The following is a 13,758-nucleotide window of genomic DNA, read 5'->3' on the forward strand; positions in this document are numbered from 1 at the left end:
TAAGGCCGCAGGGTTTGCGGCTCAGGGCAAAAGGGGAAGCTCTATGGTGGCCTTGAGCCCCGGGTGGACATTGGCCAGGCGCAGGCGGCCGCCCATGCGTTCTACCAGATAGGACGAGATGTAGAGCCCCAGCCCCGAACCCGGCTTGCCCGACGCGTTCGCGCCCCGATAGAAGCGCTCGGTGGCAAACGGCATGTCCTCAGGCGGCATGCCCGGCCCGTAATCGCGCACCGCTATCGTGTACAGCCCGTTCTCGGCCGTGGCCTGGATGTCGATGGCCGAACCGCGCGCGTACTTGATGGCGTTGCCGATGAGGTTGCCGATGGCCTGGGCGAGCCGCGCCTCGTCGGCCTCCACGCAGGCATCGTCCACGCGCAGGCAGGAAATCCGGGCCAGGCCAGATGAGTCGCTGGCGCAGCGCCTCACGATGGGGGCCGCCTGCACGGGCTCGCAGGCCACCGCGATGCGATCCATATCCGAGAGCGCATGCTGGAACAGGTCCTCCACCAGAGATGAGGCCTCGTCGCATTTTCGGATGATGGCACGCTCGTATTCCGCCCGCTCCTCCTCCGAGTTCACCAGCCCCATGTCCAAGGCCTCCGCATAGGCCCGAAGGGACGCGAGCGGGGTGCGCAGGTCGTGGGATAGCGAGGCGAGCGCGGCCTTGTGGTCTTCCCTCGCGCGTTCCTCGTCCTTCCGGGCGCGGTCGAGTTCCTTGCGAAGGTGGTCGAATGCCCAGGTGAACTTGCCGAAGGGGTTGGACCGCTCATAGGCAAGCGGCGCATCCAGGTTGCCGGATGCCACTTCCTCGGCGAAGCCCTCCAGCCGCGTGAAGGGCCGCGCCACCGCGCGGTGCAGGTAGATGGACAAAAACGCGAGGGCCGCAACGGAGACGAGGGCGGTGAGCGCCACGGCGCCGGCCGCCGCGTCGTTGCGGGATTCGGCGGCATCCCGCAACGCATCCTGGGCACTTGCGAGTGCCTGGTCGGCAGCGCGAAGCGATTCGCCATCGCCGGGCGCGGTTTCCGCGATTTCCTGCCGAACGCCGTTGAGCTCGACCACCTGGCCCCTCAGCGTCTCTTCGCCCCCGCCGACAATCACCGCCATGCCCCCAGCGGCGGCGATGACAACGGCAAGCGTGGCAGCAAAGGCCACGCCGACAAGTCGCTTCGTCAGGCGCTCTCCCTGCTTCGCCATCAGCGATTTCCCTCGGGGAGGTCGAAGCGGTACCCCTCGCCGCGCACCGTCTTGAAGTAAACGGGATGGGCCGGGTCATCCTCAAGTTTGGAGCGAAGCCAGCTCATATGGACGGAGACCGTCTGCGGCTCCACCTCGGCAAAGGCGCCCCACACCTTCGCCAGAAGGGTGTCGCGGCTGAGGCTCTTGCCGGCATTGCCCATGAGGGCGGATGCAAGCTGGAACTCCCGGGGCGACAGGGCAATCAGCCGTCCGTCCTTCCGGATGGTCTTGGCCCTGCCGTCAAGCTCGAACGGGCCGATGGAGAGCACCGCCTCATCGGCTCCGCTTTTCCGCTCGGGCCTCATCATGAGCGCCTTCGCCTGGGCGAGCATTTCCCGGAGGCTGAATGGCTTGGAAAGGTAGGCGTCGCCCCCTTCCTCCAGGGCGCGGATGCGCGCGTCGGGCTCGATGCGCGCCGAGGCGAACACCACGGGCACCCCGCTGCGCTCGCGCAGGTTGCGGCAGAGGGCGTAGCCGTCGTCGCCCGGAAGGTTCACGTCCACCATCAGGCAATCGAAGACGGCGCTGGTCAAAAGATCGTACGCCTCCTCGGCGCTTCCGGCGATATCGGCCGCAATGCCGTCCGCCTCGAACGCGCGGCGCATCAGCTGCGCCAATTCGCCTTCGTCCTCAACAATCAAAACCCTTTTCATGATTATTCCTGCCCGCCCTGCTTGAAATGCTTTTTGACAAAATCCCTTTACGCCATTCTACTGCCTCAAGCAGTAAGAGACTTGCGACGCGGCAGTAATCACAGGAGCTATTGCGAACGTTCCGAACGATTCGCCCGTCAATGCCCTTCAGACGACGGTGGATCAGACCTAATGTCAGCCCTATCGGGTTACGTCATGAAAATATCCTTGGAATGAGATTTTACGTCCTTAAAATGTCCTAATGGCAAGAAAATCAGGATGAAGCACTATAATGGAGCATCATGACAAATAGGCCTGTAGCCGAAAACGCCATCACAAAACATGACTGGAGGCGATCATGCGTCGATTCCTCATGGCAGATCTTTTGGAATGGAGAGACTCGCCACACCGCAAGCCGCTTGTGCTCAACGGAGCCAGACAGGTAGGAAAAACATGGCTTTTGCAAGAGTTCGGAAAAGCAGCGTTTAAAAACGTCGCATACGTCTCCTTCGACAACAACCCGCAATTGGCCTCATTATTTGACAATGGATATGATCTTGCGCAAATCCTGTTGGGGATCCAGGCCGAATCACGGCAAAAGGTCACGCAAGAAGACACCCTCATCATCTTCGACGAGATTCAAGAGTGCCCAAAAGCGCTTACATCACTGAAATATTTCCATGAACAAATGCCCGGACAGGCAATAGCGGCCGCCGGGTCTCTGCTCGGAATCACGATTCATGAGGGCACCGGATATCCCGTAGGCAAAGTAACCACATTGGACCTCTACCCCTTGAGCTTTCGGGAGTTCTTAGATGCCACAAACGAGAGCGCTTTACGCGAATTAGTTGATTCGGGGGATTGGAAGCTCATAGATTCATTTAAAGAAAAGCTAACATCGCTTCTGCGGCAATACTATTTTGTCGGTGGGATGCCTGAGGTTGTATCGCGGTTCGCTGAATCTGCCGACCTTAGCGAGGTTCGCCAAGTCCAGAAGGAGATCCTTCAAGGATATGAGCGAGACGTCTCCAAACATCTTAGTCGAACTGAAACCGAGTATACGCTTGCAGCTTGGAACTCCCTTCCGGCCCAGCTGAGCAAGGAGAATAAGAAGTACATCTTCGGACACATCAAATCGGGCGCTCGCGCAAAGAACTACCATGCCGCCATAACATGGCTCACTAAATCCGGACTCGTTTTGAAAGTACCGCGCGTCACAAAACCCGGAGTCCCCCTCTCGGCATATACGAATTCCGCTTTCAAGCTTTTTGCTTTGGATGTCGGTTTGTTGGGCGCAATGTCGGGGTTGGACGAACGCAGCATCTTAGGGGGGAACCTGCTCTTCACTGAATTCAAAGGCGCGTTCGCAGAACAATTCGTGTGCCAGCAACTCATAGCAGAATGCGGGTTGACCCCGTTTTACTGGTCGGCAGAAAACTCGCGCGGCGAGATTGACTTCGTGGTTCAAAAAAATGGCATCACGTATCCGATCGAAGTCAAAGCAGAAGAGAACTTGAAATCAAAGAGCCTGCGTGCGTTTTGCGAGAAATACAAAGGTATGCAGGCGCGGAGATTCAGTCTGTCCGGGCATCGCGATGAGGGTTGGATGCAAAATATACCTCTTTATGCAATCGCCCCTTTTGCGAATTGGAAATGACAACCTAAGGCGGATGCGCGCATCGGGTTCGATGCGCGCTGAGGCGAACACCACGGGCACTCCGCCGCGAAACAGCGTTAGTGCACGATGGCGGTGATGAACGTGATAAGCCCGAGGACGATGCCGGGGATGTTGGCGACGATGATGGGGATGTCGCGCTTGGGCTTCATGAAGCCGTAGATGGTCCACATGGTGCAGTTGAAGAACGCGCAGAGCGGCTGCCACGGGCTGCCGGGGTTGCCGCCGAGGTTGTTGGCGATCTGCGTGAGGTAGGACACGTACATGATCACCGAGAGGACGGAGGCAATGCGGCCGACAACGGCGACGATATCTTTCTTCTCGTGCTGCTTACGCTGGACTTTCTCGGATACGGGCTGGCTGATGATGGGCTTTGCTACGGTATGGCTGATCGAAGACATAGCTTCCTCCTTTCGTTTTCCGTCCCTTTACCGTAGCGATTGCGGAAAAGAGCCGAAAGGGGCCGCCCCGGAGCCGAAACCGGCCTTTTACACCGCCGTAGGATTTCCGTAACGGGAAGCCGAGGGCGTGAGCTCCGCCTCGCTAGCCGGTTCTTTACCGTGCTGATCCTTTCGGACCGGCCGTCGCAAAATCGCGTTACAAGAGCGGCAGTCAACCGTCGGTTGATTTAACGGCGGGCAAAGTCAATCTCCTCTCGCTTGCTGCGGCATTTTGGCGCAGAGATAATGAGAGGTGTCGAAAGGACTGCCAATGAACCGCCTCTCTTTATCTGACCATATCCTGGAAGAGCGCATCCGCAACCATCTTACGCAGGAGGAACTTGCCTGCCGACTCGGCGTGTCGAAAGCGGCCGTATCGAAATGGGAATGCGGCCAAAGCTTGCCCGACATCGCCCTTGTGCCCCAGATAGCCTCCCTTTTCTCTGTAACCTTGGACGACTTGTTCGGGTACAAACCCCTGGCAAGCGAGGAAAAGCGGGAGGAGGTCACGGAGCGGCTGCAAGCGTTGCTGGCGGAGGATCCTGCCCAGGCTGCTGCGTATGCCGAGCGGCAGTCTGCCCGGTACTGGTCCGACCCTGAGCTCCTCAAGGCTATTGGCCTCGCGCTCTATGTGAAAGCGATAGAGCCGAGCGCCTCAGATGAGGCGAATTGCCCCGAACCCGCATCGCACGTGGCCAATCTCGCTGAGAGGATCTTGCGCCGTGTGCTGCAGCTCGACCCAGACGGCCCCTCCACAGACTTCGTTTTGCAAGCGCTCTGCATATTGCTCGCGTCCGAGGGGAGGGAGGGGCAAGCAGATGAACTTATTGGGAAGATGGTTCCCGCTAAGCCGAACACGGCAGCAATCATTCTCGCGGGCATCGCCATAAGAGCAGGGAACCCGAAGGGGGCCGAGATTGCGCTCAAGCGCCAGCTCCTCTTTTCGCTCCTCGAAGTTGCCAGCTGCGCGCAGGCTTTGGCCGGGGTCGAGGGTGTAAGCGCCGAGGAGCTCGAAGATATCCTTGTTCTCGCGGCAGCCATTCAAGCGCCGAATGGGTTTGAGGCGCTCTCCCCGACGCTCGTCCCGATCATTCGGATCGCGTTGGCGACGCAGCTCGTGGAATCGGGAGATGGCGACCGCGCGCTGGACGAGTTGGAACGGTTCGTCGAAGACCTGGAGCGCTGCTGCGAGACGTTTGAGAACCCGCAGAACCCGCCTTTCTTCAAACCCGTCGACGAGTTCTTGTGGCAGAACGGAGACGAGAAGGCGGATGAGGCGAGGGGAGAGGCTGCGGCATCGCTACGCTCGTCCTTCGTGAGCAGCATCACATCGAACGAGAGTTGGGGCACGCTTCGCGGCAACCCAAGGTTTGATGCGGTCGTGCGCCGTCTGGAGGAAGAGGAGGTCTCCGTATGAGCGCCGTCGATTTGGTCTTGAGATACGCGATCATTTCGGTCGCCTTCCAGCTTGCTTGCGCCTGGGTGCACGCCTTCCAGTCGCCTTGGCCCCTGGTCGATGCCTTCGAGCTTGCGCCAACCGTAGAGGATCAGGTGTTCAAGTCGCTGGGCATTCGCTTCGATCCTCCGACGCTTGGCATGCGCCAAGACACGGCGTTTTACTCCGTGGCCTCTTTAATCGCGGCGGCAAGGGCCTTCGGGTCGTCCACGCTCACGCCGATGGCGCGTACGCGTTTCGCGCCCAAGAGTGTTCGAACCTCCACGGGGCTCTTCGTCACCAGCCATGCGTCGGGATGGTAGAACGTGCCGTAGTTGAGCCTGTCCGATTCCTCGATAGGCCCAAGTTCGTTATCCGAAAGTGCGACCATCTCGATATTGGAGACGGGGATGACGACCTCCATCTGAATGCCGCATTCCAGACGAACGGAGCCTTTTCCGACCACGATGGGGCGCAGTATGCGGGCGCGCGCGTCGCCCATGAGCCAAACGGCCGCATAAGCGGAAAGTGCCGTAATGACGATAGCGGCCGGAACGCTCCACTGTGACACCAGGAGGTGCACCGCGACGATCTCCACGGGGAACGCGAGCGCAAGGCCGAGTATCATGTTCATGTAACCGCCGGCGTTGTGGTAGCTGAACTCCCGCTCGCTTGGCAGCGCGTAGGGCTTCTTTCGCCACGAGAGCAGCGCGTAGTGCCAAACGCTCAGCTCGGCTGCCGTCATGCTAGCGGCGGCATCTTTGCGGACGAGGTAGAGCATTGTCTCCCTGAACCAGACCATGGGATCGGGGCTCTTCGCCTTGGCGGTTTTGAAAGTGCGGGCGATCTTCAGGCATTCCCGCGCGGCGATGGCGAGCTCTACGGGAATCAACGCGGAGAGCAGGGCCGGCAGGATACCTGCATCTGGCGCTCCGAGCGCGAGTGCGCTCAGCGCATAACCGAGCCAGATAACGGGAATGACCGAGAGCAGCGTGAGCCTTCTCGGCCTAACCACGAGAAGATAGAACCCAAGCGGTATTCCCACCATGAAATCAAGCGGCAGGGCGATGCCCTCGATGTGGCTAGGTATGCGCGGCGCGGAGATGACGCCGTAGGTGTAGAGAACGAGATCCAGCAAGCAAAAACTGATCAAGCTCAATCGCTGCCTTCTTGCTGCATCCATCTCTTCTCCCTCCTTGCTTCACTGGGACAAATTATCTCAGTTGCTCTGAACTGGTGATTCTTCGCCGATTACATCGGCTTCAGGTTTCGATTGAGCCTGTCAACCATCCAAGCGAGACGCTTCTCGCGACCAGCGTCGGTCTTTGCATCAAGGTAGGCCCTCGTGTAGGTCTTCCTCACCGAAGGCGACATGCCGAGGAAGTTCGCGTGCGCCTTCTCATAGGGCTCAAGAATCTGCGCGATACGCTCGATGTCCTCGTCGGTGATGCCAGGAGCCTTCGGAGCATCCCACTGTCCGTTGGCCTTCGCTTCCTCGATCTTCGAGCGCCCATGCTCAGTCATGAGTCCGCGCTTCTCAAGCTTGGCTACGAGCTTCTTGTTCTTCTCAGACCACTTGCTGTTGAGCCTACGTTGAGAGAAGTACTTGCGATAAGAGACGTCGTCGATCTTCTGCATCTGCCCGTCGATCCAGCCAAAGCAGAGCGCTTCTTCCAGGGCTTCCGATGCCTTGAGCGTCTTGGGGCCTCCTGCCTTGCCGAAGATGAGCCAGACACCATCGTCGGAAGACGCATTGCCTTGCAGCCATTTTCTGAACTCGCCCCTGTCGGCGAATCGCAAATCCTCGCTCACGCTTGCCTCCTGCCTACAACACAATACGCCCTTCCGTCCATGATGGACTTGATTTGAACGGTAAAGCCCGCAATCTCCGCAGCCGAAACAACCTCTTGTTCCGTACGCATCCTATAGCCGAACTGAGTGTGAGAGTAGGATTCGAGGGCTCGGTTCGTGTAATGAGTGCTGGTGAAGATGCCCTCGGGTTTGAGCACGCGAGCAATCTCCTCGAAGCCCGACGCCAGATCCTCCCAGAAGTAAATCGTGTTGATTGTTAGAGCCTTGTCGACTGTTGCGTCTTCGAGTGGCGTATCGTCAACCGGACAGCGAAGGAGCTCCACGTTCGTTCCGGCAAGCCGACGTTTCGCGATCTCAAGCGCATCTTCCGAGATATCGGTTCCTATCAAATGGCAATCACACGCATGGGCGATCCGCTCCAACATGATCCCGTTGCCGCAGCCTATGTCAAGTATGATGTCGTCGTTTCGAGGACGAAGGAGCCTCTCTGTCTCTTCGTACATCTGCGCGTTCTGACGGTTCATGACGGCCATAACGATGCGCCCGCCTATACCACGGGGGTTGGCGAACTGCTTGGCGATGTACTCGTTGATAGACATTCTGGTCTTTCCTCGTTCCACTGAGACAAATTGTCCCATTAGCTCTGAACTGGTATTTCTTCGTGAAAACGGCTAGTCGGCAGTTTTGGCGTCCTTGACCGCGTTGGCCAACGCGCGAAGAGACGCGAGCGCGTCTTGCCAACTGACTGACTCAGCGAAGGCGTTTGCCGCCTGATATCGGCTCCAGTGCCCCTCCATCATCTCGCTTTGCGCAAGCAGGTCTATCATCTCGTCGCTCCGGTCGAGCTGCCACGAGCATGCCTCCCTTGATAACGAAGTCATCGCGATAATCGGACACGGACAGTCTCTCAAGCAGGCGCTCCATGGCGTAGTGACGAAGGAGCATCTGTGCCGTGGCGCCATCTCCTTTGGCGCGATTTCTGATGAGGTCTTTGATTCTCCTGGCTCCTGTGATCACAACGCCACCTCCATTACCTCGTAAACGCGGGATTCGATGTTCATCGCACGCGCGTAGGCAGACAGGCGCGCGAGGTTCTTGTCCTTTGATCGCGCGTAGTCGCGGATCGCCTGTCGGAACACTGCCGGATCGAAAGCAGTACGCTTGCGGATGAGGTCGCAGATAGTGCGCTCCTTGTCGTAGGCCCTCACTTTGGCACCGCTCGGCGTTTCGACCTCCGCGAGTCCCATCTCGTACCACTCCGGCTTCGTGTAGTAGATGCGCACGCCTTGGGCCTTCAGGGGGCCGGCGTTGTAGCCCGAGTCAACCGTGACCGAGATCGGCATCGGTTCTCGGTCGGTCAGGTCATGGAGGTAGAGCGCCGATTCATGGGAGAACGCGGCTTTAGGGAAGCGCTTCTGGAGGAGCGCCATTTCGTCCGGGAATACATCAGGATCAATGTAGACCCCACGCGATGCTCGCTCAAGGCCGTGTCTGCGGACGTAGTCGGAGAAGGCCGGGCGCGTGGCCCCTGCCTCTTGCGCCTCGGCAGAGGTTATGATCCCCGCGTTGGCTTCGAGGATAGAATTCAGTGTCTTGTCGTATTTGGTAATCATTTTACAATCACGCTGACATTCTAATACATATTCAGCATGTTTGTAAAATATAGTTCAGTAGGTACCTGGCCGGTAAGTTCGGTTATTCATTTGACAGATCTTTGTCGTGCGAATCATTTCGCCCCGGCAATCGCAGGGGTCCAGAACGCCCTCATGCCGAATTTGCGCCCCTTCGTCGCACGCCCATCTTCCTCCCCTTCCGAACAGATTAGACTCCTTCAAGTATAACCATCGCGCAAGGATATGTCCTTTGGAGCGCGATGCCTAGGGTTTCTTCTGCATGCTTTGCAATGTTAAGCTATGCTGCTGGTTCGGGCGTGATGCGTGGTCGCGCCCAGCCAATATTCGCACGGGATATGAGAGGACGCGCCCTCTCCTGCCCGGTAACCTGGATGCGAAAGGAGGCGTGGATGAGCCAGCTTGAGAACTTGAACCGAGCCATGGGCTACGTCGAGGAGCACCTGGACGGGACGCTCGACCTGGAGGAGCTCTCCCGCATTGCCGGATGCTCCCAGTACCAGCTCCAGCGGATGTTCCCCTACCTGGCGGGCGTGACGCTTTCGGAGTACGTCAGGCGCCGGGCGATGACGAGCGCCGCATACGACCTTGCGTCAACCGATGCGAAGGTGATAGACGTGGCCCTGAGATACGGGTACGACTCTCCGACGTCGTTCAGCAGGGCGTTCCGAAGCGTGCACGGCGCGTCGCCGAGCGAGGCGCGCCTGCCCGGCACCAAGCTCAAACTCCACCCACGCCTCGCGTTCACGCTATCCGTGAAGGGAGAAGAGGCAATGGACTACAAGATCATCGAGCAGCCGTCTTTCCGCGTGGTCGGGATACCGTCCGACAACGGGACGTGGGACGTCGAGAGCGCCGGGGCGAAGGCCACCGAGTACTGGGCTAAGATCGGGGCGGACGTCCACAAGGTGCTGGACCTGATGGACGGCAGCGAGCCTGCGGGCCTGCTGGGCGTCCAGTTCTGCGACGACGGCGAGTTCGACTGCTACATGGCCTGCGTGGCCACAGGCCAGCCGTGCCCCGAGGGCATGGGGGAGCGCGTCGTCGAGGCGGCCACCTATGCGGTCTTCGAGTGCGTCGGGCCGATGCCCGATGCCATGAACGAGTTGTGGCATCGCATCCTCGCCGAGTGGCTGCCGGCCTCTGGGTACCAGTGGGCCTCGGGCACCGACGTCGAGAGATACTTCACGCCGGCCATGACCGCGCCGGACAGCAGGAGCGAGGTCTGGCTTCCCGTGGTCAAGGCCTAAGGCCCAGCCGCGTTCGCCGACGGCGAGCCGATAACCAGAGCAACCATCACGTAAGGAGCGAGGAGCCCCATGCCGTTCGACTACAAGAAAGAGTACAAGGACATCTACCAGCCGTCGAAGAAGCCGGCTCTCATAGAGGTGCCGCCGATCAGCTATGTGGCGGTGCGCGGCAAGGGGGATCCGAACGAGGAAGACGGCGAATACCAGCGTGCCCTCCAGATGCTCTACGGCATCTCCTTTACCATCAAGATGTCGCCCAAGTCGGGCTACGACATCGAGGGGTATACGCCCTACGTCGTTCCGCCGCTCGAGGGCTTCTGGACTTTTCCCGAGCCTATCGAGCGACTGGACCCGAAGCGCAAGGCCGAGCTTGAGTGGATAAGCTGCATCCGGCTGCCCGAGTTCGTGACGCCCGGGGTGTTCGACTGGGCGGTGCAGGAGGCCGCGCGCAAGAAGAAGGCCGACTTCTCGAAGGCGGAGATGGTCACGGTGGGCGAGGGGCTCTGCGTGCAGTGCATGCACAGCGGGTCCTACGACGACGAGCCTGCGACGATCGACGCGCTGAGAAGCTATGCCGAGTCAGAGGGCCTGCGGTTCGACCAGAGCGGGGAGCGCCTCCACCACGAGATCTACCTCTCCGACCCGCGACGGGTTGCCCCCGAGCGCCTGAAAACGGTTCTCCGCATCCCCGTAAAGCCCGCCTAGGGCAAGCGTGCCGTAAGCCGCATATCTGACCAGAAGAAAAGGCCTGCCGAGCGTAAAACGGCAGGCCTCGCTATGGCTGTGCCGCCGCGGATGACAGATACGGTACTGAGTCGTTGCCGTGATTCCATCGTGCTGTCGGACAATCTGTGCCCGTAGCCCCACATCGAAGCCCCATTCGCCCTCAATCGGCAGTATTAGCATGAACATACACATGAACCGAGTTCGTGTGTATGTTCATGCTGTGGCCGTAGCAGGTGTCAAGATAGAAAGCGTTTCGAAGGGGCCGAATGGGTTTCCGACAGATTCTGGGTCTATGGCGGCGGCAAGACAACCAAAGGTCGAGGGGCTTGCTGGATGAAGCGGGCTACCATTCAAGAGTATCGCCACCAAATCTTCAAGCGCTTGTGCTAGTATAAGCAACAGCAAACCCGGCCGGCCTCTCAACGATGCACACTGCCGGGTCTTCTTATATTCTCGCCTAGGAGGGTCCTTGGAGTACGAAAAGCCATGGTTGTCTTACGAGCAGCAAGCAGATCTGCTTATAGATGAGCGTGGCTTGAGCGCCAACCGAGAGAACCTGATTCGACATCTTCAAGAGGTCGGCTATTACCGTCTGAGTGGGTATTGGTATATTTTCAAACGCTCTAACATCTCAGATTCCAAAGGTACTCACGATGAGCGCTTCATCGAGGGAACAACGTTTGACGAAATCTGGAGCCTCTATACATTCGACCGGCAATTGCGTTTATTGACTCTCGACGCTATAGAGCGTATTGAGGTTTATTTTAGGTCTCAGCTTGCATATGAACTCGCGAAAGAAACTGGTCCATTTGGATATCTGGAACCAGAAAATCTGCCACGTTTAGATGAAGAAGAATATAGCGAATTTCTGGAGCGCTGCGAAACCCAGTATCTGCGTTCTAGTGAACCGTTTGTGCGACACTTCAAAGAGAAGTATGGCGATAGTAAAGAGCTGCCCCCGTATTGGATCATGGTTAATCTCATGGAATTCGGGACGATGCTGCGCCTCTATAAAGGTGCGTCGTCGGAAATTCGAAATGAACTCGCAGGCAAGCTCGGTGTAACCACGCGTGTGTTGAAATCCTGGCTTGTTGCATTAAATACCACGCGCAACATATGTGCTCATCATGCACGACTCTGGAATAAAGGTATTGGTACAAGACCGGTTATTCCAACCAAAGCAAAGAATCCCGAGTGGTATGAACCTTTTCAGATTCGCGCCGACAGAACCTGCGGAATTCTCACTATCCTCAGCTACCTGCTCGAAAGAGTGGCTCCTGACACGTCTTGGCGGTCAAAACTATTTAGCCTTCTGGAGACCAGGTCGGCAGACGAGCTCAATCGTATGGGGTTTACTGATGGTTGGAAAGAAAGTCCTCTGTGGAAATCCTGGGTTGAACAGTACGATTCGGGCAAAAGTGCCGTATAGCTTTGCTTGGGCGCTTACTCCCACTCCCCGGAACCGAGAGAAGAGGACCTTCTGCCGGTGCTACCCCACGCTGAACGACTTTCTGGTAGAGCTGCAGGAAGACATCTACGGGCAACAGGGGTGCTCCCGCACTGGCTCAGACTGCCCTCCGCGCTTTCGGCAGCGCATAGCCTGGATTGGACGTTGTGAGGCGGAAGGTGCCCCACGACGTGCGGGACATCACGATTGCCGAGTATCAGCCTTCCCGATCGCGGGTCTTTCGATGCACTTTTCCCGCAGGAACGAAATCAGCTCATCAGGAATGTTGCTCTCGTAGAATGCCACCAGCAACTCGAAGAACTCGCCTTGGGCGTCAATGGGCACGGCCAAAATGCCCTCGCCCGAGTGGACGAGGATATCGTTGGCGACAAGCTGGGCAGTTCGCTTGTTGCCGTCGCGGAATAGCTGCGAACGGCATGTCCATGCAAACGCGAGCAGAGCGCGCATGACGGGTTCTTTCACGGAGAGAATTCGCGCGAATTCACTGCGAACTTGATTCTCGTCGGGAACGGGTGGCACGAAATCGGTGCCCCCAATGCGAACAAGCCCGTCGCCCACCTCGCCCGCATAGCGAACCACTCCGCCCTGGCCGATGAGCAGGTTGAGGTGCAGAAGAGTCTCGAAGTCTATCGCGTGAGGCTCATCGAGAACATAGCGCCACGCCTGCTTCAGATTATTGAGGGCGAGGTTCTGCTCAAGGCTCAAGTCGGCCACCACGCGGCCTTCGAGCACATCGGCGGTCTGGGGGTATGTGACGGCGATGCCCTCGAGTCGGGTCTCTTTCCAGATGCTGTCCACCAAGTTTCGCTTAGCGAGGAAAATGTTGTCCTCGAGGGAGAGCCTTCCGTTTGCGGTCATCGAACATCTACCCCTTCGGCTTCGAGGAATTGGCGCAGGGCGGCTTCGTACACATCGTTCTTCTTAAGCCGCCGCCCTTGTTTCCGCGCGAGGTAGATGTAGTCGTCAACGGCATCGATAAGACCCTCGTCTATGGTTAGTCCCACTTTTACCTTTTTGGGGGAAGCCGCGGGGCACTTCTCGCCGCGTTCGGACGAAGGCCTAGCAACGGGCGCCGGCATTTCGCCCCCGGAAGCGGCGGCACGCGCCCCTTTTCGTCCCGAAAGGCGCACAGGGGCCCCGAGAAAATCCTCAAACGATGCCGGTTTAACTGCCTTGGACACGCTGATCCTTTCAAAGGAAGATTTCTAGAAATATAGATATCTATTTTCTTCTTAATAGCGCATGTGTCAAGGGCTGGAATGCCTAATTTGAACCTCAGCATTAAACGTTTTCGATGGCACATTCGTCGGTAAACTCACCGGCTTCTCGTGGAAGCTTGCCGACAAGCCCCCCTGTGTTCTCGCCCATGAAGGCATCGAGACCGGTGAGATACAAAAGTGCTCCTCGGCAGCTGCCCAGGAGCACTTCGGGTTTCGTTCGCTTGATCGTG

The 13,758-nt window shown here is 58.2% G+C and carries 14 protein-coding genes; 5 read left to right on the forward strand and 9 right to left on the reverse strand.

Features of this window, described 5'->3' with window-relative positions; translation table 11 throughout:
- Positions 1-21: 21 nt before the first annotated feature.
- Both G503_RS0100415 and G503_RS0100420 read right to left on the reverse strand, forming a co-directional pair.
- Positions 22-1,197 (reverse strand): HAMP domain-containing sensor histidine kinase, encoded by a 1,176-nt coding sequence (locus tag G503_RS0100415; RefSeq protein ID WP_028026027.1) that lies wholly within the window; start codon positions 1,195-1,197, stop codon positions 22-24.
- Positions 1,197-1,892, reverse strand: a complete 696-nt coding sequence (locus G503_RS0100420; protein ID WP_028026028.1) for a response regulator transcription factor — start codon at positions 1,890-1,892, stop codon at positions 1,197-1,199. The genes G503_RS0100415 and G503_RS0100420 overlap by 1 nt, the downstream gene beginning before the upstream one ends.
- A gap of 352 nt (positions 1,893-2,244) precedes the next feature.
- On the opposite strand from G503_RS0100420, the gene G503_RS0100425 reads away from it, so the two are divergent.
- Entirely contained in the window at positions 2,245-3,528 is a 1,284-nt protein-coding gene (locus G503_RS0100425; RefSeq protein WP_235715453.1) for an ATP-binding protein, read from the forward strand.
- A 77-nt stretch (positions 3,529-3,605) separates the two neighbouring features.
- Here G503_RS0100425 and G503_RS0100430 read toward each other — a convergent pair whose 3' ends face one another.
- Positions 3,606-3,947, reverse strand: a complete 342-nt coding sequence (locus G503_RS0100430; protein WP_084636171.1) for a SemiSWEET family transporter — start codon at positions 3,945-3,947, stop codon at positions 3,606-3,608.
- Between the two features lie 310 nt (positions 3,948-4,257).
- On the opposite strand from G503_RS0100430, the gene G503_RS15360 reads away from it, so the two are divergent.
- Positions 4,258-5,403 carry a helix-turn-helix transcriptional regulator gene (locus G503_RS15360; protein ID WP_028026031.1) on the forward strand — a complete coding sequence of 382 codons (1,146 nt, stop codon included), beginning with the start codon at positions 4,258-4,260 and terminating at the stop codon, positions 5,401-5,403.
- 199 nt (positions 5,404-5,602) lie between these two features.
- Here the strand turns inward: G503_RS15360 and G503_RS0100440 are convergent, their stop codons facing one another.
- The 4 genes from G503_RS0100440 to G503_RS0100460 form a co-directional block, all read right to left on the reverse strand.
- Complete coding sequence (locus tag G503_RS0100440) at positions 5,603-6,580, reverse strand: hypothetical protein (RefSeq protein ID WP_156891838.1); 978 nt, start codon at positions 6,578-6,580, stop codon at positions 5,603-5,605.
- Between the two features lie 92 nt (positions 6,581-6,672).
- On the reverse strand, positions 6,673-7,233 hold the full coding sequence (locus tag G503_RS0100445; protein WP_028026033.1) for a YdeI/OmpD-associated family protein: 561 nt from the start codon (positions 7,231-7,233) through the stop codon (positions 6,673-6,675).
- Positions 7,230-7,832 carry a class I SAM-dependent methyltransferase gene (locus G503_RS15365; RefSeq protein WP_051190780.1) on the reverse strand — a complete coding sequence of 201 codons (603 nt, stop codon included), beginning with the start codon at positions 7,830-7,832 and terminating at the stop codon, positions 7,230-7,232. The genes G503_RS0100445 and G503_RS15365 overlap by 4 nt, the downstream gene beginning before the upstream one ends.
- A 414-nt stretch (positions 7,833-8,246) precedes the next feature.
- Entirely contained in the window at positions 8,247-8,846 is a 600-nt protein-coding gene (locus G503_RS0100460; protein WP_051190781.1) for a type IV toxin-antitoxin system AbiEi family antitoxin domain-containing protein, read from the reverse strand.
- 410 nt (positions 8,847-9,256) lie between these two features.
- Between G503_RS0100460 and G503_RS0100465 the strand changes: the two genes are divergently transcribed.
- The 3 genes from G503_RS0100465 to G503_RS15845 all read left to right on the forward strand — a co-directional run bounded on the left by G503_RS0100465 (position 9,257) and on the right by G503_RS15845 (position 12,269).
- Positions 9,257-10,114: an AraC family transcriptional regulator gene (locus tag G503_RS0100465; RefSeq protein WP_028026035.1), complete on the forward strand. Its 858-nt coding sequence runs from the start codon at positions 9,257-9,259 to the stop codon at positions 10,112-10,114.
- 69 nt (positions 10,115-10,183) lie between these two features.
- Positions 10,184-10,819: a GyrI-like domain-containing protein gene (locus tag G503_RS0100470; protein ID WP_028026036.1), complete on the forward strand. Its 636-nt coding sequence runs from the start codon at positions 10,184-10,186 to the stop codon at positions 10,817-10,819.
- 490 nt (positions 10,820-11,309) lie between these two features.
- Positions 11,310-12,269: an Abi family protein gene (locus G503_RS15845; RefSeq protein WP_084636174.1), complete on the forward strand. Its 960-nt coding sequence runs from the start codon at positions 11,310-11,312 to the stop codon at positions 12,267-12,269.
- Between the two features lie 219 nt (positions 12,270-12,488).
- On the opposite strand, the gene G503_RS12895 is transcribed toward G503_RS15845, so the two are convergent.
- Together G503_RS12895 and G503_RS12900 are read right to left on the reverse strand one after the other, a co-directional pair.
- The gene (locus tag G503_RS12895) at positions 12,489-13,166 is read right to left on the reverse strand and encodes a Fic family protein (protein ID WP_051190782.1); all 678 of its coding nucleotides are present in this window, start codon (positions 13,164-13,166) and stop codon (positions 12,489-12,491) included.
- On the reverse strand, positions 13,163-13,489 hold the full coding sequence (locus G503_RS12900; protein ID WP_156891839.1) for a hypothetical protein: 327 nt from the start codon (positions 13,487-13,489) through the stop codon (positions 13,163-13,165). The genes G503_RS12895 and G503_RS12900 overlap by 4 nt, the downstream gene beginning before the upstream one ends.
- Between the last annotated feature and the right edge of the window lie 269 nt (positions 13,490-13,758).

It is taken from the genome of Adlercreutzia mucosicola DSM 19490, assembly GCF_000422625.1.
Lineage (GTDB): Bacteria > Actinomycetota > Coriobacteriia > Coriobacteriales > Eggerthellaceae > Adlercreutzia > Adlercreutzia mucosicola.

Coding starts and splice junctions, on each gene's coding strand:
- G503_RS0100415 (WP_028026027.1), bottom strand. CDS start 1,197: ATGGCGAAGCAGGGAGAGCGCCTGACGAAGCGACTTGTCGGCGTGGCC.
- G503_RS0100420 (WP_028026028.1), bottom strand. CDS start 1,892: ATGAAAAGGGTTTTGATTGTTGAGGACGAAGGCGAATTGGCGCAGCTG.
- G503_RS0100425 (WP_235715453.1), top strand. CDS start 2,245: ATGGCAGATCTTTTGGAATGGAGAGACTCGCCACACCGCAAGCCGCTT.
- G503_RS0100430 (WP_084636171.1), bottom strand. CDS start 3,947: ATGTCTTCGATCAGCCATACCGTAGCAAAGCCCATCATCAGCCAGCCC.
- G503_RS15360 (WP_028026031.1), top strand. CDS start 4,258: ATGAACCGCCTCTCTTTATCTGACCATATCCTGGAAGAGCGCATCCGC.
- G503_RS15365 (WP_051190780.1), bottom strand. CDS start 7,832: ATGTCTATCAACGAGTACATCGCCAAGCAGTTCGCCAACCCCCGTGGT.
- G503_RS0100460 (WP_051190781.1), bottom strand. CDS start 8,846: ATGATTACCAAATACGACAAGACACTGAATTCTATCCTCGAAGCCAAC.
- G503_RS0100465 (WP_028026035.1), top strand. CDS start 9,257: ATGAGCCAGCTTGAGAACTTGAACCGAGCCATGGGCTACGTCGAGGAG.
- G503_RS0100470 (WP_028026036.1), top strand. CDS start 10,184: ATGCCGTTCGACTACAAGAAAGAGTACAAGGACATCTACCAGCCGTCG.
- G503_RS12895 (WP_051190782.1), bottom strand. CDS start 13,166: ATGACCGCAAACGGAAGGCTCTCCCTCGAGGACAACATTTTCCTCGCT.